This is a genomic window from Paenibacillus wuxiensis (assembly GCF_040195695.1).
In the GTDB taxonomy this organism is placed as follows: domain Bacteria; phylum Bacillota; class Bacilli; order Paenibacillales; family Paenibacillaceae; genus Paenibacillus_B; species Paenibacillus_B suaedae.
Genome location: NZ_JBEFZI010000006.1, coordinates 267,173 through 287,686 on the forward strand (window position 1 = coordinate 267,173; position 20,514 = coordinate 287,686).

Annotated in this window: 19 protein-coding genes; 3 read left to right on the top strand and 16 right to left on the bottom strand. The window is 44.9% G+C overall.

The annotated features are described in order from the left end of the window. Positions 1–137 precede the first annotated feature (137 nt). On the bottom strand, positions 138–1,337 hold the full coding sequence (locus ABN764_RS15300) for an MFS transporter (protein ID WP_446672392.1): 1,200 nt from the start codon (positions 1,335–1,337) through the stop codon (positions 138–140). Positions 1,338–1,650: 313 nt separating this feature from the next. On the opposite strand from ABN764_RS15300, the gene ABN764_RS15305 reads away from it, so the two are divergent. Further along, positions 1,651–2,277 (top strand): phosphatase PAP2 family protein, encoded by a 627-nt coding sequence (locus tag ABN764_RS15305; RefSeq protein WP_446672393.1) that lies wholly within the window; start codon positions 1,651–1,653, stop codon positions 2,275–2,277. A 64-nt stretch (positions 2,278–2,341) separates the two neighbouring features. On the opposite strand, the gene ABN764_RS15310 is transcribed toward ABN764_RS15305, so the two are convergent. The 6 genes from ABN764_RS15310 to ABN764_RS15335 all read right to left on the bottom strand — a co-directional run bounded on the left by ABN764_RS15310 (position 2,342) and on the right by ABN764_RS15335 (position 7,141). Beyond that, a complete protein-coding gene (locus ABN764_RS15310) occupies positions 2,342–3,076 on the bottom strand; it encodes a YdcF family protein (protein WP_446672394.1) in 735 nt (244 codons plus the stop codon). 10 nt (positions 3,077–3,086) lie between these two features. After that, positions 3,087–3,380 (bottom strand): zinc ribbon domain-containing protein, encoded by a 294-nt coding sequence (locus ABN764_RS15315; protein ID WP_446672395.1) that lies wholly within the window; start codon positions 3,378–3,380, stop codon positions 3,087–3,089. 88 nt (positions 3,381–3,468) lie between these two features. Beyond that, on the bottom strand, positions 3,469–5,373 hold the full coding sequence (locus ABN764_RS15320) for a DNA translocase FtsK (protein ID WP_446672396.1): 1,905 nt from the start codon (positions 5,371–5,373) through the stop codon (positions 3,469–3,471). 176 nt (positions 5,374–5,549) lie between these two features. Further along, positions 5,550–6,089 carry a GrpB family protein gene (locus ABN764_RS15325; RefSeq protein ID WP_174808033.1) on the bottom strand — a complete coding sequence of 180 codons (540 nt, stop codon included), beginning with the start codon at positions 6,087–6,089 and terminating at the stop codon, positions 5,550–5,552. 112 nt (positions 6,090–6,201) lie between these two features. Next, positions 6,202–6,600, bottom strand: a complete 399-nt coding sequence (locus tag ABN764_RS15330; RefSeq protein WP_174808032.1) for a RidA family protein — start codon at positions 6,598–6,600, stop codon at positions 6,202–6,204. 25 nt (positions 6,601–6,625) lie between these two features. Then, entirely contained in the window at positions 6,626–7,141 is a 516-nt protein-coding gene (locus ABN764_RS15335) for a GNAT family N-acetyltransferase (RefSeq protein WP_174808040.1), read from the bottom strand. A gap of 240 nt (positions 7,142–7,381) precedes the next feature. On the opposite strand from ABN764_RS15335, the gene ABN764_RS15340 reads away from it, so the two are divergent. Together ABN764_RS15340 and ABN764_RS15345 are read left to right on the top strand one after the other, a co-directional pair. Then, complete coding sequence (locus ABN764_RS15340; RefSeq protein WP_174808031.1) at positions 7,382–8,164, top strand: helix-turn-helix domain-containing protein; 783 nt, start codon at positions 7,382–7,384, stop codon at positions 8,162–8,164. A 43-nt stretch (positions 8,165–8,207) separates the two neighbouring features. Further along, positions 8,208–8,909: a transglutaminase-like domain-containing protein gene (locus ABN764_RS15345; RefSeq protein WP_446672397.1), complete on the top strand. Its 702-nt coding sequence runs from the start codon at positions 8,208–8,210 to the stop codon at positions 8,907–8,909. Positions 8,910–9,028: 119 nt separating this feature from the next. Here the strand turns inward: ABN764_RS15345 and ABN764_RS15350 are convergent, their stop codons facing one another. The 9 genes from ABN764_RS15350 to ABN764_RS15390 all read right to left on the bottom strand — a co-directional run bounded on the left by ABN764_RS15350 (position 9,029) and on the right by ABN764_RS15390 (position 20,513). Continuing rightward, positions 9,029–9,658, bottom strand: coding sequence for an HD domain-containing protein (locus ABN764_RS15350; protein WP_446672398.1), 630 nt, complete (start codon positions 9,656–9,658; stop codon positions 9,029–9,031). Between the two features lie 253 nt (positions 9,659–9,911). Further along, complete coding sequence (locus ABN764_RS15355; RefSeq protein ID WP_446672399.1) at positions 9,912–10,919, bottom strand: zinc-dependent alcohol dehydrogenase; 1,008 nt, start codon at positions 10,917–10,919, stop codon at positions 9,912–9,914. Between the two features lie 17 nt (positions 10,920–10,936). Beyond that, a complete protein-coding gene (locus ABN764_RS15360) occupies positions 10,937–13,186 on the bottom strand; it encodes a helix-turn-helix domain-containing protein (protein WP_446672400.1) in 2,250 nt (749 codons plus the stop codon). A gap of 69 nt (positions 13,187–13,255) precedes the next feature. After that, the gene (locus ABN764_RS15365) at positions 13,256–14,119 is read right to left on the bottom strand and encodes a carbohydrate ABC transporter permease (protein ID WP_021257906.1); all 864 of its coding nucleotides are present in this window, start codon (positions 14,117–14,119) and stop codon (positions 13,256–13,258) included. Then, positions 14,113–15,039 carry an ABC transporter permease gene (locus ABN764_RS15370; RefSeq protein WP_174808039.1) on the bottom strand — a complete coding sequence of 309 codons (927 nt, stop codon included), beginning with the start codon at positions 15,037–15,039 and terminating at the stop codon, positions 14,113–14,115. The genes ABN764_RS15365 and ABN764_RS15370 overlap by 7 nt, the downstream gene beginning before the upstream one ends. 112 nt (positions 15,040–15,151) lie before the next feature. Then, positions 15,152–16,783, bottom strand: coding sequence for an extracellular solute-binding protein (locus tag ABN764_RS15375; protein ID WP_446672401.1), 1,632 nt, complete (start codon positions 16,781–16,783; stop codon positions 15,152–15,154). Between the two features lie 229 nt (positions 16,784–17,012). Then, positions 17,013–18,077: a dihydrodipicolinate synthase family protein gene (locus tag ABN764_RS15380; RefSeq protein WP_446672402.1), complete on the bottom strand. Its 1,065-nt coding sequence runs from the start codon at positions 18,075–18,077 to the stop codon at positions 17,013–17,015. A 2-nt stretch (positions 18,078–18,079) separates the two neighbouring features. Next, entirely contained in the window at positions 18,080–19,096 is a 1,017-nt protein-coding gene (locus tag ABN764_RS15385; protein WP_446672403.1) for an NAD-dependent epimerase/dehydratase family protein, read from the bottom strand. Positions 19,097–19,499: 403 nt separating this feature from the next. Then, the gene (locus tag ABN764_RS15390) at positions 19,500–20,513 is read right to left on the bottom strand and encodes a linear amide C-N hydrolase (RefSeq protein ID WP_446672404.1); all 1,014 of its coding nucleotides are present in this window, start codon (positions 20,511–20,513) and stop codon (positions 19,500–19,502) included. Position 20,514: the final 1 nt, after the last annotated feature.

Below are 20,514 nucleotides of genomic sequence, written 5' to 3' on the forward strand. Positions count from 1 at the left end.
TTATCAGGCGGAATAGACAAATAACCCGGTCTCGTAACAAAGCCAGGTCATGATGTCCATATAAAGCGAACAGAATGTAACAATCAGTTTCACATCCCATAATTATACATACAAATCAACAGAGACGGAAGCATTCGTTATATTTCTTTGGCAACTGGTTGGGTAACATGTTGGGTAGACAACCGTTTAACCATCCATATCGAGAGCACGACAAACAGTACGCCGAAGGCAGCAAATGTCATGCTTGAACCAAAGTTCACGATAATCAGACCACAAATAAGCGGCCCGGCCGACATCCCAACATAGCGGATCAGATTGTACAAGCCTAATGCACTTGCTCTCTGTTCTTCGAACTCGCTGCTAATCATGGTTGAATAGAGAGGCGCAATCACCCCACCTGCTGTACCGTACAAGAACAAACCAATTGACAGCCCTACTAAAGAGTACGATTCAGTCAGAGCAAATATAAGAATGCTGCATGCTGCCATTAGATTACTGTAGAGCAGTAAACGACGTTGATCGATTTTAGCTTGAATTGATTTGTATACCACAGTTCCCAGTATCATACTGACCGCCATAGGAAGGTAGACCAAGCCGACAATCGTCAAGCTCATGTGATATTGATCGGTCAGAAGCGCAGGCAAGTATACGATGAGTGCGAAGTACAGGAAGAAATACAAGAAGCTATTCATAAGAATTCCTCTCCCGACTTGGCTTCGTAACACAATACCATATTGAACGATCATCCTGCGAATATTTATGGAAGCTGACCGATTCCTCTGGTCCTTCGGGAAGTATAATCCATTCCCAAGAAGCAATAATAGCGACACGCCAGTGAGGAACCAGAAGATGCCGGGATAATTATATTTCCCTCCTATCCATCCGCCAAGCACGGGGGCAACTGCGGGAGCAATTGACATTAGCATCTGATAAGTCCCCATTGCACTGCCCCGTTCCGCTCCTTGGTATAGCTTCCCAATGGTGGTAGCTGCAATTAACGGAATCGATGCTGTCCCTACAGCTTGCAATGCACGAAATACGAGAAACCAAGTAAAATCCTTCGTCACTGCGCAGCCGATACTAGCAGCAATCGATATAGCAATGCTAGGCATTAATATAAACCTTGCTCCCTTCACATCAATGAGTGCCCCACATCCAATTTGCATGATCGCAACGATAAAAATGAAAATCGAGACCGATGCGTTCACCATCGATAGCGACACATGAAAGGTATCACGTAACAGCGGAATAATCGGGGAATAGATGTTTTGCATCAATGATGCGAAGAACGTGCTTAGACATACTACGTATAAAATTAGCTTAGAATTTGATTGCATTCGCTTTCCTCCTCATCAGAGCTCTGATATTGCTCATTTCGTAATCTAATACTCGATGTATTGTTACACATGTAACGATATTGGTGTGAAAATGAGTTTGACATCTAAAATGAGACCACCAATATTGTTACGAATGAAACAATATTCAAAGTTTACTACGATATCTCCGTATTTACAACCCTTATTCATCACGAAAAGAAAAGCTGTATTGTTCTCATCCGTTCTTCATACATTCTTCAGCTTTTCATGCGGTTCGTCTATAGTTTTATGCTTTACGATGAGTTCAAGTTCGTAAAAGAAAGGATGAGCGAAGATGAATCGAAAGCTCTCGGCATATATTCCCCTGCTGTGGCTATTAGCAATCCCGGTGCTTAACATCTGTTACGGGTTATTAAATCATGGGAATACGATCGTTCATGACCTATCGACTGATTTGGATCAGGAAATCCCTTTTATCCCTGCATTTATCATTCCCTACGTAATTTGGTATCCCTATATTTTCACCGTACTTGTGCTGTTCTTCAGGAAGCAAAGAAATGTGTACTATCGAACGCTGCTCTCCCTCTGCGCCGGACTGGTCATCTGTTATATGGTCTATGCAGTATATCAAACGACTGTACCACGTCCTGAAATAGGAGAGCCTGGATTGCTGACAGCTCTTGTACAGCTTGTGTATCAAACAGATGCGCCATTCAACTGCTTCCCAAGCATTCATGTCTTCACATCCTATCTCATGATTAAGGCTGTATCCGACCCAGATTCACTGCATCGCTTCCCGTATTTACGAGCCATTGTCCTCATCCTCTCATGGGCAATCATAATATCGACATTGTTTGTGAAGCAGCATGTATTTATGGATGTGGCGGCAGGGATTGTAGTTGCAGAATTGGTATACAATCTTATACGAAAATGGCTATCGTATCTTAACATCGTTCCCTAGCATACACAAATAGGGAGATCCCCGAGCACTTGTGCATGAGGAATCTCCCTTACCGCAAATTTATTTAAAACAAAACCGCCTTCACCATCGCTAAAAATTCACGAATCATATTCGTTGGTTTCAGATGATTAGGGGAACTGCTTGATATTCCGTACGGCTCAAACCCAATCTTCCTGGCGAGCATCTTCGAGCGATACATGTGGAAATCACTTGTGACAATCATTAACTTGTTGCCTAATGCACCTTGTTCTCGAAGCAGAGTCTGTGAATAGAGTAGATTCTCCTTCGTTGAGGTTGACTTCCGTTCAGCAAGTATACGTTCCTTAGGTATCCCATTCTGTATTAAATAATCTTCCATTGCACTTGCTTCAGGTATATCTTCACCTGGCCCCTGACCTCCGGATACAATTACGGGAACTTGAGGGTTGGCTCGAATATAAGGCAAGCTTGCATCAAGTCTATCTTGCATCGTTGTTGAGAGCTTCGTGCCTCTTAATCCTGAACCTAGAACAATTACATAATCGACTTGTGCCTGATTACGATCATCTGTCCCCATCTCGGATATAATGAGCGATTCCACTACAACGAACAGCATTAAACCTATGGACACACAGATCAAGAATAGATTCCGCAACCATTTATACTTTTGAAAGTCTATTTTACGCAACAGAATATACAGGAAGCTAAGCGAACACGCGAAGGCGACTTCGAAAGTTCTTCCATAAACGATAAACAATACAACACATAGCCCAATCAAACCAAGATCGACGAGCATTGACTTACGACTCCAGCTTTTCATCTTCACGCTCCTAATTCTCCGTATTCGCCAGGGTCAACCCACATTCAGGACATACGGTATCATCTATACTTACCCGTATGCCGCAGGCCGGACAACATTCAGTATCATGGCTTGGCTGGACAGAATCAGGGGTTTCTTGTACTTGCGTCTGGGTCTGTATCTTATCCTTATGCAGTTCAACCAACAAATCTCGAATTTCTTTGATATGTTGGGCCATCTTCGACTGTTCAATGGCAGATTGAATCAGATGGTACCAAATATATAAACCACTACCTGCAATAATGATAACGACAACAATCCCCATGCGCTACATTCCCCCCTGTTCTATTTGCAGAAAATAGAGTGACACCCAGTCCTCATCTTACGCTAATCCAATATGGTGCATCACATGGTTAAGAGCCGATTTCCGACAAACTTGGTAATTGAATGATTTCTGAGAAACGCATCCGTAGTACTGAGCTGTTTTTCAAAAAGACGGCAACATCGTTGGCATCCCCTTCGATGATGATTACGGTTTCGGAGGAATAGCGATCCGTAGCTTTCACCAGAGACTCCGTTAATGCACGCACCTTGTCTGCATGTGTACGTTTTCTATCTTGTGCAGGAAGCCGCAGCACAAGCATACCATTCTTCGCATGTTGGAGATTCGATATAACGTTACTGCTTATGGAACTTGGATCCTGATCCTCCATATTGTCTATTGATACAGGTACGATTTGCCCCCATGATAGAATGCCGCACTTCTTATACACCTGAGACAAGAGTTCAATTACCTGTACCCTAGCAGGCTCGATACCGCCCATAACTGCAAGACACATGGGAGGCATATCGACGTACAATCCTTTTGCCTTCCCTTCTTGATATTGTGACAACCGATGGACAAGTTGGCGTAGCGATTCTGCATATTCGCCAAGTACTCCACTGGATAGGAATTCATTCAAACTACCTTGTAAATCGAATCTTGCTTCCCCCGTTTGATCTGATTGTGCCTTAGAGTAGTTTGGATTTGCTGATAATGTTCGTCCCTGCAGCGATTCATCTGGCTGTTGAAATTTATCAGTTTGCTGGGGTTCATCAGCATTCGATATCTCGCTACTCTTCATATTGGAATGCATTTCTGCTGTGTGATTGCCTGACTGGTCAGTATCGCTCAGCGATGTTGACTCCTTCCGCTTCTCTACTGATGGAGAAGTCGTCCGACTAGCGGATGGAACCTCAATGTTGAGCGCATACACACTTGTGAAATAAAGTCCTATTTCAATATGTTCCTCCAAGAAGCGGTGCATTTTCGCTGGCGCTCCCGTTAAAATGACGAGGATTTCATCATCTTCTTCAGTCTCATTTTCCAAACAACAAAATAACATATCTAGCGCTTCCCGCCCCTGTCCGGTTCGATCGTCTTCAAGCAGCTTGTAGGCATCTTGTATTACAAGTACGCCTCCGCGTGCCTGTTCAACAATATCGAGCGTAGACTGTGAGCGTCTTCGGCGGTACGGATCAATTAATTGTTTATAATTCACCTCAGTTACCGTTCGTTCAGACAAGTAGAACAGTTCGTGAAAGAGAGAAGAAATGAGATCAGCAGCCCTCATCTCCCAAGTACCCGGTTCCGTAGCGAATATCATATGAATTCTCGGATAATAAATGTCTTGTCCCAAATCATAGCGATTATTAAGCCTCTGGATTAGTCGAACGAGGCGCTGAATGTTCTGATGCATCGCATCAAGACCCGTTAACTCATGAAGCTCCTGCAAAAGGGCTTCTATATTTCGGTCCGCTTCAGCCTGTTCTTCTTCAGTCAAGTCCTCCTCATTGGAATACACCTCTTTGATAAGTGCAGTTACTCCATCTGGGGTTAGGAGCGCTTGCCGTCTATCACTTGCTGATGGCGGGCCAACAATTTGCACCACCTCTAGCTGCTCCTGAATGAGCCGAGCTCTCTGTGCTCCTATATTTAATTTTGATTGAAGGAGAGCCGTTGACGCGTATCCGACTTCCGCTACAATTATGGCTGCATCTTCGAGCAATTCGTCCTCTTCATCACCATCCGCACTTTCTTCTTCCCCATCGTCCTCATATTCCTCTTCCTCGTTATCTTCGTAGTCTTCTTCATAGCTTGTCGCATCAGCAATCATTCTCTGCCTTTCCGCCTCGCGTTCTTTCTTATCGCTAAAATAACGGTATATAACATAGATGCTTGATACACTGCCAAATAATACACCCAATAACAGAGAATATTCTGTCAGAAAGAAAATTGTCATCCAAACAATAAAAAATATGACCCATGGTAGATTCACACGTACACCCCATACTCTCTCTATTTTTTCCTTATCCTAATTCGAGTTGCGGTAATGCGATGATGAATTTTTGATACGGTCGAAGCTATATGTTCCGAATCCAAAAAAGGATCAATTATGCTCGCTGACTTCCATGGAACCATGATTGCCTATATCGGTCTAATTGAAGGACGATTTTACACATCTGTCTCTCCAGCCCTCCAGCCAACTTCCTGACTCCAACTGCTCGCTCTGCGCATAATGTCCCAGATGATAGGTTCTTTGGCATCAACATATCCATGCCTGTCCTTCTGGTACTTCTTCATCAGCTCATATTTGACCGCAGCATACAACTCACATTCATCAGTATGGCAGCGCAAGTAATCTCTGAGCAGAAGCGGGAACTGCTCCGCCCAACTCCCCAATTCTCGCACATGGATATGCGTGCGCTTCCCTCCAGGAGCTTCGCGAAAATAACGCTTCGTCTTGTCTGAATTATCTGCGCGATGAACATAGCCGATCGAATTGAATTGACGTATCAAATGTTCAAAGTTATTCCACGAACGAACAGATACCTGTATATCAATAATCGGCTTGGCTGCCAATCCTTCCACAGAAGTAGAACCAATATGATAGATTCGAAGCGCCGTATCACCAAGCACCTCTCTGATTTTCTGTCCGATTTCGGTGAATTCGGTTTTCCAGGATGGATCGTACGGTACAATCTCTATATCCATAAGTCTTGCTATCTCCTCTGAAGTCTCCTAGTTTCATGTGCATAGACAATCAAAGATTGGCGCACAGTCACTTCAACAGTAGCTGACACCCTATCAAGTACACCCTATATGTCTATACAACCGTATCCATCACAATCGCCTGTACTTCGATTTCAACGAGCAAAGCGGGATCGATAAGGGCCTTTACTTCTACCATCGTAGCTACCGGGCAAATGTCGCAGAAAAATTCACCGTGAGCTCTGCCAATCTCTTCCCACTTGGTTATGTCTGTGACGAACATTCTTGTACGCACAACATCGGACATGCTGGCCCCAACTTCGTGAAGCGCATCAGAAATTACCTGCAGTATATATGTAGTTTGAGCGTAAGCGTCATTTTCGCCGACCACTTTACCATCGCGCATCGCTGTTGTACCCGCAACCTCGACCTGATTGCCCACTCGTATCGCTCGGCAATAGCCTACCAATGGCTCCCAAGGTGATCCTGTTGTTACCCGAACTCGTTCGGTCATTGTATCCCACTCCCTCTATATCATGTTAATGTTCGAGCTTCTTATAATAAATAACGGTTGCGTGATAATCTCCATCTGCAGACTTGGCGAATTCCGGAATCCGTCCAGCTTCCATATACCCGTACGATTGGTATAACAAGTTGGAAGGATCTCCTTCTCTCGTATCTAGCACCAGCAAGCTTCGTTCTTCATGGTGCGCGCAATCTTCCACAACACGCAACAACCCCTTGGCAATTCCCATTCTGCGCTGGGAAGGGTGCACCATCAACTTCGCCACTTCCGCACGATGAAGAGCATTTGGCTTTTGAGCGAGATGAAGCTGGATTGTACCGCACACCTGATTATCAACGAGCGCAACCCACAGGCGCACCTCCGGCTGCAATACCGCCGCCCAGTAATCGTCAGCCATCTTGCGATCCAGTGGAGGAAGGAATCCTATTGATGCACCATCATTCACGACGTCCATTAACAACGTTGATAACCCATGAAGCACCTCTTCATCCAACTGCTCTATCTCTCTAATTTGAACACGACTGTCCATAGACTTCCACTCCGTTCGTCTGTCATGTATATCCAAGAACATGCTCCACGATTGCTTCCACAATACCTCTCGATATCTATTATTATCCACCCCAATAGAACCTGTCAAAGCAAGAAACGCTACAAAAATACCATTCTTACTGCGAGTCCCTCCCTTTACTTCAACCGTTCCGGTAGGTATAATTCGAACCAATGCTCCATTGGTCAACCGATGAAGTCGCGCAAAGGAGGAGTAAGCAAGATGTCTGCAATCATGAGCCCCTACGACCTAATCGTCTATTTTGGCTCTGATCATGTGTCTTTTCTCACGAACAAAGTAGATGCGGACAATCACAGCCATAACTATATTCAGATTACGATCGGCCTTGAAGAAGATGTAGCGATTACGGTAGACGGAGTCGCCTATCAAGCTTCCGGATTAATCTTGCATTCTAACATCGTTCATGAACTGCAAGGCCATGGACAGTGGCAATGGTATATGCTCATCAACCCAGAATCTGCATTCGGTGAGCATCTGAAGAGAACCTACTTACAGCACTCACCGATTTATATCCTAACAAGCAATCAAATCGAGGAACTGCAGCAGCTTGCAATCCAGCATTTATTTTCGCTACAGCAAGCAATGGAATACGACCAGATTTGGAACAAGTGCAAGCACATATTGAGCATGACGGATGACAATCTGCCGCCTATTCTTGACGCACGAGTTCATCACATCATGCAAGCACTAGAGAGCATTTCTCTCCCTCAATTGACTGTAAAAACACTCAGTAAGAAAGTATTTCTGTCCGAGAGCAGACTATCTCATCTATTCAAAGACAAGATCGGCATATCACTCGCCAGCTATATCGTTCATCATAAATTAGAACACGCATTCCATGCTGTCTTTAGCGGAAAATCCATAACAGACGCAGCAATGGAAGCGGGCTTTAATAGCCCTTCCCACTTCTCTAAGACCGTTCGAGACAAACTTGGCATGACTGCTCGTACAATTGTTCAACATAGCAGATATTTGAAAGTATGAATTCCTCCTCTCCTTTATAGTTGAAGGAGAAGGAGGAATGACCATGAAATCCTATTTAGAAGCGACGGCATTAGTTGATTATAACCATCCATCGATTCAGAAGCTTATCATAGAGCGATCCTGGAAAGAGGCTAAGGAGTACGATAAGATTCGTGATATATACGATTATGTGCGCAACCAGATCAAGTTCGGTTACAACCGTGGAGACGATATTCCCGCTTCGGAGGTATTAGCAGATGGATATGGCCAGTGCAATACGAAGAGCATCCTGCTGATGGCCTTGCTGCGTGGAGTCGGAATCCCTTGCCGTATTCACGGCTTCTATATCGATAAGAAAATGCAAAAAGGAGCATTGACTGGCATCATCTATACATTCGCTCCCCGCAATATCGTTCATGCCTGGACAGAAGTTCATTTCCAAGGCAAATGGCTCGCACTTGAAGGAGTCATTATCGATGATATGTACCTTCATCAAGTAAAAGATAGACTGTGCAGCTACAACGATGGTCATATCGGATACGGTATAGCAGTGAAAGACGTGAAGAACATCAACTTATGCTGGCGTGGCGACAGCACCTATATTCAGAACTTCTCGATTACGGAGGATTTAGGCTACTACGATAACCCAGATGAATTCTTCGCGGCATACAACAATACGAAGAGTCGGCTTAAGAAAGCCATGTTGAATCTGCTTCGCAAGCGGGTAAATCGACGCACCGACGCATTACGGGGAGGCAAACTATAATTAGCAACTATACCTGACCCCAAACATAAATAGCCTATCCCCAAAGAGAGTAGGCTTAGATGCAACCTCAACACCCGTGCCCGCATTGCTTCGGGATAGCAAGCAGTGCGGGCATTACGTCATCGATGATGCAACAAGATCTCACCATTGCATTCTGCACGAAATTGCGCTTGGAATTGCTCGGCGAAGATCATCTTCTGATCGAAAATATCTTTGGACAATTCATAGTTCAGCGCTTCTCGCGAGCTAGCTACATACTCGGCATAGTTCTCACTATCCCACAATTGAATGGCGTCGAATACATTTTCTTCGTTATTCCCGCTGTATACGAATTTCAGCCATATCTCCATGGAACCGAAATGATCCAGTATATCTGCATCTTGAACCAGCTTCATATAATAAGGCAATTCAGGAGAATCAGCTTGCTTCCGCGTATTATGGTGTCTGATAATTTCTGAAATACCTGCGAGTTCCTCTGCTGAACATGCGCCGTTCAGCAAGGTATGCACAAGTTCGGCTCCAGTAAGATGATGCGGCTCAATCCCTTTTGTTACGTCATGGAACAAGGCGCTCGCATAGATGATGTCATCCATTGTCGATTCGTTCGGAAAGAGACTCTTCCGCAAATGCATGGCTAGATTCGCCACACGTTGACCATGATAGTAAATGAATCCGCGTTCTCGATTGAGATGAGATTTTCGCTTGCTCATTGTCTTTCTTGCAATTTCTTTCACTTCATTCATATCCATAAGACCATCTCCCCCATTAACGACTACTCGCAATTCAAATCACTAGCATCATACAGTCGAGATTACTAGGCAATCTGGATGTATTGCTACATCAGCCCAGTAACCACAGAGAGAACCAATGGTTCATTTTTCCATACTAGTCTATTATAGAATTGCCTTTCTCTCAACAGAAAAAGCCGTACATCACAAATCATGGATTCGTCGTACGGCTCATATGTACTTACAAGAATACAAGTATATATAGACGCGAGTATTACGTCTCATGCCCGTATTGAAGCAAGGTCGCAACCACGTCTCTACGTTCCCTGTAATTATCGTAAGCCTCCTCGGCTCTTGCTACCGGATACACATGGGTGATCAATTTCTTCATCGAAATGCGTCCATCAGCGAGCAGCCGTATGTAGGCTTCGAGATTTCTCCCCTCCGTCCATCGCACATGACCGATCGGGTAATCTCGATTCTCCTGCTCATATTGCTTGTCATACCGACCGGGTCCTCCTGCCCTTGAAATGAGAACTTGAGCCTCTTTCTGGAACATGAGCTCTCTGGAATAGTCCATCGACAGATCGCCAACAATGACCACCTTCCCCCGATCTCGAATCCATGTCAGCGCACTGTTCGTCACTGCCTCTCCCGATCCGCTCACACAGAGCAATACGGCATCTGCTCCCGCCTCTCCAACCGCTTCAGACAATTCCAGTTCCATTTGACTTTGATCCGCATACACATAGTCTAATCCGTGCTGTCTGACCATCTCTGCCCTGCGGGCATCCGTATCCAGCGCAACCGTTCGATAGGCCGCAGCATGAGCGATCTGTGCGATCAAATTGCCTAAAGTCCCTAGACCAACAATGACGGCAGATTCCCCAAATCGTAAATCAGCTACACGCAGCGCATGCACCGCAATTGCACCTAAGCCCCCGAACGCCGCTTCCTTCGGATCAACCTTATCAGGCACAAGTGCGATCAAATTCGTGGGAACAGTCAGCCATTCCGCATGGCATACGTACGGCGCTCCATAGCAAGCCACCCGTTGCCCAACTAAAGCATGACTCACTCCATCCCCTACCTGCTCAACGATGCCTACTGCACTATATCCCAAGAGGAGCAGCGATTCCGATGAACTGTTTACCATGCTCAGCTCTGTCCCCGGACTGATTGCTGAATATTCCGTTCGAATTCTGACATGTCCATACTCCAGTTCCTTCGGTTCCACTTCTGCAATCACAATTGTACCGGATTGTGTCGCCACAGCCTTCACTTCAATCCCCCCAATCGTTAACCTGTCTGCCGTTTTCGATACTCACTAGGCGATATTCCGTAATATTTCTTAAATGTAGTAGCAAATGTAGACGCATTCAAATACCCTGTTTTTTCTCCGATCTCAGACACGGAGTAGGAGGTGTGCTTCAGCAGTTCTCTGGCATGGGCTAGTCGCACCTTGTTCAAGTAATCCACATAGTTAATATCGAACGCTTTTTTGAAATAACTAGAGAAGTATTTCGGTGAAGTATGGAAGACTTCTGCAATATAATCCAAATACAAATTCTCCATATAATGAAGCTCGATATATTGTGCAATGAACGCAGGATTCAACTTATTTGTTGGCTCACTCTTGCACTGCTTTACCAAAAATGCAGCAACCTTAATAAGCGCCTGCTTCATCTCGGTATATCGATTCGCCCGTGTAATGCTTCGAAGAAAATCCCCTTCAAGCTTGCTCCACTCCGCCTGTTCCAACGACGGATTGCCGATCATGCGGAACAAATCATAGAACATCGCTTGCGCCACATGCACCATCTGATGCATATGAATATTGCGCTTGTTATTCGCTTCGAATGTATCTTCTATGATTTGGACGGCATCTTCCAGCCTTCCGCATAGCACGTGGTTGGAGAGTTTCTCTATTTTGTCCAGCGGGTAGTACAAGTTATAGGTGTATCTTATCTGTTCGGCATCCATCACAGCTTCATCGTTACTTACCAACCGATGTGACATCCCATGGTTTACATCTTGAAAAGCGCGTTTCCAGTGTACCTCATCAGCGCTGTACATACTGCTTACACAAGCCCCTACTTCATAGCGGCTTAGCTCATTATTTCCTGCAGCAGCAATGTAAGCACGAAGCTGTTTGAATAGTGTACGCCTAGTTAAAGACTGATCCAATCCAATCCACGCGACGAATTGCAGCTTATCGGTATGAAATAGAAGTGCCTCTATCGACTCTCGCTTCAATCCAGCAGCAATACGTGATTCCAACTCTTCAACATGGATACGCTCATGTGATTCCGTATCCTCCTTAGGCAGCAGTTGGATCAGAACCATCACAAATTGTTTCTTTATCGTGCTTTCCGGGAAGTATTTGCGGATAAGCTGCTCCGATTCACTTGGATCTGCATACTCATCAATCACCCGAAGGAAGGCAGCCCTTCGATGTTCTACATGTACGACTTCAAGTTGCTCTCTGAGCTTACCATTGTCTAATTGGAGCACACGAATAGCCTTATGGATATTGCGAATATCATTTCCTTTACTCGTTTCCATGCCCAACTGCTGAATGATGTTACGGATGGGTCGGTATAAGTACATGCTGAGCAAGTAAGATAAAGTGATAGCTCCAAATATGGCAGTGATCATGATCGTAAGATTCGCACTGCTTACGGAGTTGATGTTCTTAAACTTATAAGGAATTTTATTGATGTACATAAATCCATTGTACGTCGATTTGTAGAAATTGTACTCGAAATCCTTGCCCGTGATCGTCCCTTCCGATTGGAAATTAGACGTCAGCTGATTCCATACCTCTACCAAGTCAAAATCATCATTCGTGCTGAGTATCACATTGCGATTCGAATCAAGCACGATAAATGATGCTCCTGGTATAACAGCAGTTTGGTCAACGAATTTCATCCACTTTTCGGCACTGATCAAAAACATGATATGTTTATCGGATAGACGAAATTTATTGCCTCCCACCATAATCAGCAGTTTCTTTTTTTGCCATGTCGTACCGCTGTTCATGACCTTGTATGTATCGGACGGAAAGACTTTCGATTCATGGGGCATGGACATAAAGCGCTTCCAATACGCTGCATTGTAGATGGAATGTACATATTTTTGCTCAAATAGCTCTCCTAAATCAGTCGTACCGTGCAAGGTTATTGCAAGATTCGAATTGTCATGAAATACAATAATATCTTCGATAAAATCAGCTTTGGAGACGAGTGCGGTAACATTTTTCTGTAAATCGTACACCTTCGCCATATCCAGGCTTCCATCACTATTTACAATGTTGTTATAGGGTAAGGAGTGAATGGAATGATTCATGCTGTCTAGGGACCTGAAGCTGTTATCGATCGATTGAATCATCGTTTTCACGACTAGCGCATTATTTTGAGCTACTTCGTCATAGACTTCTGAGATGGAGTTCTTGTGTACAATATAGTTGGAGACAAACATGACCATGATCACGATTAACAAAGCCATGAAAATTTGAAGCAGGCCGACGTTCATCAATAATCTTTTCATCTCGCTCTTCCCCTTGTCATGTTCTCATACGCCTGAAGCGATTCCAACTACATTCTACACCGTGATCAACTATCCCTTCTCCGCTCCTAGCATAACCCCCTTTGCAAAGTATTTCTGTGCAAAAGGATAAATAAGCAAGACGGGGATCATAGACAATACAATTGTCGCGTTCTTCATCGCCTGTGGAGCCAGAGCTGCACGATCTACGAGCGAAGCATCCGACTCTGCATTGAAGATGAGCATGTCTCGCAAGACAATCTGAAGCGGGAACATATCCTTGTCATTTAAATAAATTAACGGGAGGAAGAAGCTGTTCCAATGCCCCATGAAATAAAAGAGTCCAATCGACGCCAAGGCGGGCTTCGACAACGGGATTACGATGCTGAACAAGATGCGATACTCGGAAGCTCCATCGATTTTGGCCGCTTCCCGAATTTGGGACGACATGCTCTCATAGAAGCTCTTCAGTATGATGAGCTCAAATGTCCAGATTGCATTAGGCAGCACGAGTGCCCATACTGTATCAATTAAGCCCAGTCCTTTGACCACCATGAAAGTTGGGATAATACCTGCATTCAGGAACATCGTCAGCACGATCGCAAGCATCCAGAACTTTCTGCCGACAAAATTGCGCTGCGCTAATGGGTAGGCGGAAATGGCCGTAAACAACAGGTTGATGAATGTGCCAAGCGCCGTATAATAGATTGTATTCAGATACGCCCTTGGAATTTTGTCATCCTTCAGCACCTCAACGTAAGCATCTATATTGAAGCCTTTCGGAAACAGGGTTACTTCCCCTTGCAATACAGAAACCGTGTCACTAAATGAAATGACAGCAATATACCATACCGGATAAAGGGTACACACTGCAACGAGAAGCAATAGGATCGTATTGACAACATTGAAGATCGACAGCTTACGTTCTCCTACCATAGACTGTTACCTCCAAATCGCTTGCTTACATAGTTCGCTCCGAGCAGCATAACCAAAGCTACGGCCGATTCGAACATCCCAACAGCCGCTGCATAGCTGTAGCTTGATTCGAGGAAGCCCTTGCGGTACACATAGGTGGAGAACACGTCGGCGACACTATATGTCATTGGGTTGTACAGCAGCAGCACCTTTTCGTAACCGATTCTGAACATATTCCCCATATTTAAGATGAACATGACGACGATCGTCGGCATGATTCCTGGTATCGTAATATGCCGCATCATTTGCAGCCGCTTCGCACCATCTACCTTAGCTGCCTCATACAGCGAAGGATTAATACCGGCCACAGCCGCCAAATAGATAATCGCCTGATAACCCATCGTGGCCCAAATATCGGATATGACGTAGATCGGCCGAAACCATGCAGCATCAATCAAAAAATGCTTTTTTTCAAATCCGAAATAGGAAAGAACTTGATTGACGATCCCATTCGTTGGAGAGAGAAAGTCAATAATCATACTGCAAATAATGACTACTGATAGAAAGGAGGGTAAATAACTAAAGGTTTGAATCGATTTCTTAAACCATTTTACTCGAACTTCATTTAAGAAAACGGCAAATAAGATCGGAAACGCAAAACCGAATATTAACGTATAGAAGCCTAGCAGGAATGTATTTGTAAAGAGAATAAGAAAGTCCTGATTGCTGAAAAATTTAATAAAATGCTTCAGTCCTACCCATTTGCTATCGAATACACCTTTGTACACACTGTAATCCTTAAATGCGATGATTAACCCATACATGGGCCCGTATCGAAATATCGCGTAGAAGAGAATACAAGGAATAAAAAGCACGAGAAGCTGCTTATCGCGCTTGATATGCTTCCAGAAGTCCGCCCCACGCATGCGACTTGGCGTCATTGTTCGTTGGTGCTTAGTCTCAAGCTCTGATTGCTGCACAATTGTTCCCCCTTGAGGAATGAGCACCTGAATCAGGATACAGGTGCCCATCCGATTTCAAATGATCCGCAGCTTACTTGGAGTCAAAACGCTTTTGTGCTTCATTAAATATGGCAAGCATTTGATCAATCCCTGCTTTTTTCGCAGTGTTTTTCCAGTCCTCCCATTGCTTATCACCATAGTTTTTATCCATCACATATTTCGAATTGAACTCTTCCGCTGCCTTCTGGATCGACGTCTGCAGCTCTGATAGGGTCGCAATTTCATCATCTGTGAAGTTAAGGGTTGGATCTAGCTGCTCTCTTCGATTATCCTTCATGATTAGATCTTGCGCTTCCTGCTCTTTTTCCGAGAACTTGAAATAGACACTCTTCGGATTCGGTCGCAAATAGGCGCTTTCCTGCCACATCCCATAGCGATCCTCGAGAACACTAATATCCACTAGCGGCAGGTTAGCCAAGTCTGGATACACAGGATATCCATCCTCACCCCACTTGAAGTTCACACCTTCTACACCAAGTGTCATTAAATCCCCGCCAGATGGACTTGTTAAGTAATCCAGCAACTTCAGCGCAACTTCCTTATTGTCGTTATCCGCTATTGCGATACCGTAGTCGCTAACCTCAGGCAGCGATCTTACGTGCCCCGTCGGACCAATTGGCAGTGCATATCGCAAGTTGTAATCTGGCATCGCACTCTTCACCTGGTTGTAGAACAGATCCAATCTGCCAATCCAGTCGAAAGTTACAAATGCCTTGTCTGTTGTCATTTTCGTTGTCCAAGAATCCTGCGTATTCGTTAAAAACTCAGGATCGAGCAGCCCTTCGTTGAACATCTTTTTCATGAAGTCGAGCATATCTTTGTGCGCATCCTGCACGGAGGCGAACTTCCAATTTCTATCTGCTTCATCATAATAAATTGGATAGTTCTCACCGCCTATTCCCCAACCATAAGACCAGTCTCCATAAATGTGCTCTTTCGTCTTAGAAGCGTAAGGATAGCTGTTCGGATACAGCTCCTTCAATTTTTTCATACCGGTGTAGAATTCATCTGTATTCGTCCATGGCTTGATGCCGTTATTATCGAATATATCCTTTCTATACATGAAACCGTGATTGACGTCCCGATTCAACTTGTATATCGGCCATGAGTATAAGTTCCCGCTCTGATCGCCGAATGACTTGATTACCCACGGGTTTTCTTCCATGTACAGCTTCTTGAAGTTGGGCAGCATATCGACATGCTCATTAATGGCCACAACACCGCCCTGCTTGCCTATATCCTTCAGTTCGGCACCCTTTAATCCATTGAAAATATCTGGAAGATTCCCGGAGGCAACGGTCGTTCTCAGCTTATCCTCGTAAGTCTGGCTGGAGTATGTCTGAAACACCACCTTAATGCCTGTTCGCTTCTCAATTTCCTTGACGACGAGCATTTCATTCGTAATGGAGACATTACCAGGATGCATCCATGTTAACGTTACAGGCTTATCAACGATCGGAAGCTTCAGCCCGCCCGTATCCCCATATTGCTCACTATCACCCGTGACTGTGGAACCGGAACCTGCATTACCACTGTTACTGCTGTTATTACTGGAATTTGTGCTGCTTTCTTGCTTGCTTTCGCTCCCACCCCCACCGCATGCCGCAAGCAGCGAGAAGACCATTGTTATCATGATGACAATACTTATCACTCTTCTTGACATCGCGATCATTTCCCCCTTTATTTTGTTGCGTCTTTCTTGTTGAAAGCTTCTGATGTGAGTCGCATTCTCAGTATAAGAAGCTTTCAATATTTAATAAATAAAGCGTTTTCATAAATTGTTCTAATTGGCCCTCCTTGGGATAAGAGTTCACGTAAAACCCTTATGTACCAAGGATTTCCCCGAGTGGAAAATGATAAAGTGGTTGAATTTGATGAAATATAGTTAATGTTTATTCCAGCCATTCCTGTAGATGGGCTGCAACGAATTCGTCATCATGCAGATGCGAATATTGTCTATATACTCGATCGATTTCGTCCGCTTGCCCAGCAGAAAGCGTCTCATTCGGATTCAGGCACCAAATGCCCTTGAGCAGCCCTTGGCGGCGCAGCACTTCATGAATCCCTGGAATACATCCATGAAATTGATGAGCAGTATCGAAAAATGCAGCATTGCAGTCCGTAATTTGTATATTTCTCGTTAACCATTCCCCAGAGATTTCGCCGCGTTCTCTCTCCTTCTTGATCTCCTCCAGTAATTCGACTGCCTTCTTCGTCCATACAGCCCAATGGCCGAGAAGACCGCCCACAATACTCTTCTCAATTGACTGCCCTCTCACATCGAAGCGGTACGTTGTAAGCAGATCATTGACAATGTTATCGTCATTCCCTGTGTACAATGCAATCTCATCTCTTCTGTCAGAATAGCATACCGCTCGTACAACATCGATGGTCTGATAGCGATTGAAGGGAGCCATTTTGATTGCTACTACATTCGGGATGTCAGCGAATTTGCGCCAAAAATCAAAGCTGAGGACACGTCCTCCAACAGACGGCTGCAGATAGAATCCGATTATCGGCATAATAGCAGAAACCCGTTCAGTACGTTCAAGCAATTCCTCTTCACTCATGCTGGAGAGTCCGCCCATGCTTAGCAATGTGGCATCATACCCCACCTGATGTGCCAGTTCCGCTTCCCTCATCGCTTGTTCCGTACTGCCGCACACACCGGCAATCTTGATAAAAGGACGTTCTATGTTAGCTCGTTCTACCTCTTCAACGGCCATGCGCAATACCGTCTCAAATAAATCATGCTTAGGGTCGCGAATCTCAAATTGTGTGGAATGAACTCCTACTGCGATTCCACCTGCTCCGGATGCAATGTAATACCTCGTCAACGCGCGCTGATGGCGTTCGTCCAGCTGACGCTCCTCATTGAGTGCAAGAGGATGCGCAGGGATAACTAAGCCCTGATGGAGAGCCTCATGCATTATATTAGAAAGCTTCTTACCTACCATTATCAGAATTTCCCCCTTCTCTCCTGAAAGTGAGTCGGTTTATTCCATGTTGTTCCTCCTGACTGAACCCATTCCGCCACCCAGTCGATCATCTGCAGCAATGATACAGATGGATACCCGAAGCGCTGATGTGACTTCGATGCATTATTCAACAAGGCCAGTTCTGCTTCCTCGCCTTGATAATGCACGCTTTTATTGAATCGCATGGCGAACTGCTCTGCAGCCCATCTCACCGACATTGTCTCCGGCCCTGTGATGTTCATGATGGTCGGCGGACTCGTGCATTCCGTCAAGGAGCGAAGAGCCATTGCGTTCGCATCCCCTTGCCAGATTACATTTGCATGCCCCATACTCAGATTAATCGGACTCCCTTCCATCACAGATTTAGCTATTTCTAACAAGACACCGTAACGGAGATCAATCGCATAGTTCAATCTGTAGAACAGCATTGGGGTATTGTTTTTATGGGCATGGTATTCGAAGATCCGTTCTCGACCTAATGTGGACTGCGCATACTCACCGATTGGTTCTGGTGATACAGACTCATCAGCCCCTCCGCTGCCGATCGGCATGAATGGATAGATATTACCAGAGGAGAACACAACAATGCGAGAGTCCTTGTACTTCTCGGCCACTCTTCCAGGCAGATACACATTCATTGCCCAAGTAAAATGCTCTCTTCCCGTAGTGCCGAATTTATTGCCCGCCATATAGATCACGTTCGATGCTTGAGGCAACTTAAGGAGTTCTTCGTCATTAAGCAGATCACAAGCAATCGTCTCTACCCCCGCTTCCTCCAGCTCGCGCTGTACTTCTCCTCCTGTGAAGCGAGATACCCCGATCACCCGCTTGTTCAGCCCGCCCTTGCGAACCGCATTAACCGCCAGCTTAGCGAGACTTGGCCCCATTTTCCCTCCTACACCAAGAATAACAATATCTCCGTCGACTTTCGCCAGATCTTGAATACATTCATCTGAAGGCTCAGCTAGTCTCTCCTCCAGTTCAAGCACAGATTTCATATCCGTCATCCCCTTCTGGATTTATTCGATTTCACCATATACATATGGAACCTGATCCTGCGAAACCGATAAGCTTCCATGAAACCATATATATACCAGGCAGAAGATCATGTATATCATGCTTTTTCCCACGTCTTACGTATTTCGGAATAGGGGTATCTCCCAATGTTATACAGCCTAACTCTCGGGCAATTATGAAGGTTGAAAATCATCAAGTAGACGAAATAAATAAAGTGACTCGCAATCGATGGGCACGGGGCGCATGGATCAGTCACTTTATTAAAGAGGTTATAACTCAACTTTCGCCGAACAGAAATTGCCATGAAAGCTTATCGTCATAGGATTTCTACGAGATTAATTTGCTTTTCGAAAAATAGAAAAACACCGCTTCGCATTTTAAAAATTATGTAGTACTATCTAACGGTGTTGAGTTCTTTACCAATTTGAAGGAATCCGGGAAGGCTGCCATGAAAACGATCATCTCCTCGTTAATTGTCATCCCGAATACGGCTGTCAGAACCGGATGAAGGAAAAACGCTTCTGCTACCGTGCGATTCAAATCTGTACTATAGGGAACGAAACCCCCTTCTCCGGTTCGCTGAAGGTTTAATGCCATGGGGTCATCCCTAGAAAAATCGGTATCTTTGAGGCTAACCATTTTTCGGTCAGGATAGCGATTAGATGTAAAATGAATTTCCAAATTATTTATATCGTAAACCAAACTGAAAGCAGTATCTTCCCTTTGAATGGCCTGCAGCACATCGAAAGCAAATCCCATCTCTGCAACCTGCCTATCCAGATATGATGCTGCCCGAATGAATCGTTCCATTGAATTCTGTTCGTAATCTCCGTAATCCATACGCCATTTCCCATCATAATCTTTCCAATCCCTAATCGCCTTAGGATATGACGTGTTCGCCATAACGGGCATCGGGAGTTCTTCTCCTTCGTAGATGGATAACACCCCATTCGCGAACTCGAAAATCGCGCAGCCCCCTATTTGATCGCAAGCCATATAGTGTAGCCGCGACGTCGGATTAACGATCATGACACGCCCAGCCTTATCCTTCACCTCTTGCACGGATGCGCATGTATCTAGCATAAGTTGAATCCACTGCAGCTCCCCTATAGCCGGTTGGTTCTGATCGTGGGGATAGCTGGACTGCCAGAATGTCGTTTGCTCTACCACAAGGCCTGCTTCATTCATCCCTCCGTTGGGCATTTCTTTGCCTACCTGTGATATCGTGATACTTCCATACTTGGAGACCCACTCCATCGGGCGGTTCGGTGGCATGACCAACGCTGACTTGGCTATTCCCCTGTGGTTCGTGAATAAGTAAGCTCCATCATAGGGTACGTCCTGATTTTTACCAAGTAATCTCACACCCGTCTGGTTCATGTATACAGTTGTACTCATG

What these genes read in the sequence shown, in the direction of transcription:
- ABN764_RS15345 (WP_446672397.1), top strand. Translation starts at nt 8,208, where the DNA reads ATGAAATCCTATTTAGAAGCGACGGCATTAGTTGATTATAACCATCCA.
- ABN764_RS15335 (WP_174808040.1), bottom strand. Translation starts at nt 7,141, where the DNA reads ATGGACAGTCGTGTTCAAATTAGAGAGATAGAGCAGTTGGATGAAGAG.
- ABN764_RS15375 (WP_446672401.1), bottom strand. Translation starts at nt 16,783, where the DNA reads ATGTCAAGAAGAGTGATAAGTATTGTCATCATGATAACAATGGTCTTC.
- ABN764_RS15340 (WP_174808031.1), top strand. Translation starts at nt 7,382, where the DNA reads ATGTCTGCAATCATGAGCCCCTACGACCTAATCGTCTATTTTGGCTCT.
- ABN764_RS15350 (WP_446672398.1), bottom strand. Translation starts at nt 9,658, where the DNA reads ATGGATATGAATGAAGTGAAAGAAATTGCAAGAAAGACAATGAGCAAG.
- ABN764_RS15380 (WP_446672402.1), bottom strand. Translation starts at nt 18,077, where the DNA reads ATGGTAGGTAAGAAGCTTTCTAATATAATGCATGAGGCTCTCCATCAG.
- ABN764_RS15330 (WP_174808032.1), bottom strand. Translation starts at nt 6,600, where the DNA reads ATGACCGAACGAGTTCGGGTAACAACAGGATCACCTTGGGAGCCATTG.
- ABN764_RS15360 (WP_446672400.1), bottom strand. Translation starts at nt 13,186, where the DNA reads ATGAAAAGATTATTGATGAACGTCGGCCTGCTTCAAATTTTCATGGCT.
- ABN764_RS15300 (WP_446672392.1), bottom strand. Translation starts at nt 1,337, where the DNA reads ATGCAATCAAATTCTAAGCTAATTTTATACGTAGTATGTCTAAGCACG.
- ABN764_RS15310 (WP_446672394.1), bottom strand. Translation starts at nt 3,076, where the DNA reads ATGAAAAGCTGGAGTCGTAAGTCAATGCTCGTCGATCTTGGTTTGATT.
- ABN764_RS15385 (WP_446672403.1), bottom strand. Translation starts at nt 19,096, where the DNA reads ATGAAATCTGTGCTTGAACTGGAGGAGAGACTAGCTGAGCCTTCAGAT.
- ABN764_RS15315 (WP_446672395.1), bottom strand. Translation starts at nt 3,380, where the DNA reads ATGGGGATTGTTGTCGTTATCATTATTGCAGGTAGTGGTTTATATATT.
- ABN764_RS15305 (WP_446672393.1), top strand. Translation starts at nt 1,651, where the DNA reads ATGAATCGAAAGCTCTCGGCATATATTCCCCTGCTGTGGCTATTAGCA.
- ABN764_RS15325 (WP_174808033.1), bottom strand. Translation starts at nt 6,089, where the DNA reads ATGGATATAGAGATTGTACCGTACGATCCATCCTGGAAAACCGAATTC.
- ABN764_RS15390 (WP_446672404.1), bottom strand. Translation starts at nt 20,513, where the DNA reads ATGAGTACAACTGTATACATGAACCAGACGGGTGTGAGATTACTTGGT.
- ABN764_RS15365 (WP_021257906.1), bottom strand. Translation starts at nt 14,119, where the DNA reads ATGGTAGGAGAACGTAAGCTGTCGATCTTCAATGTTGTCAATACGATC.
- ABN764_RS15370 (WP_174808039.1), bottom strand. Translation starts at nt 15,039, where the DNA reads ATGACGCCAAGTCGCATGCGTGGGGCGGACTTCTGGAAGCATATCAAG.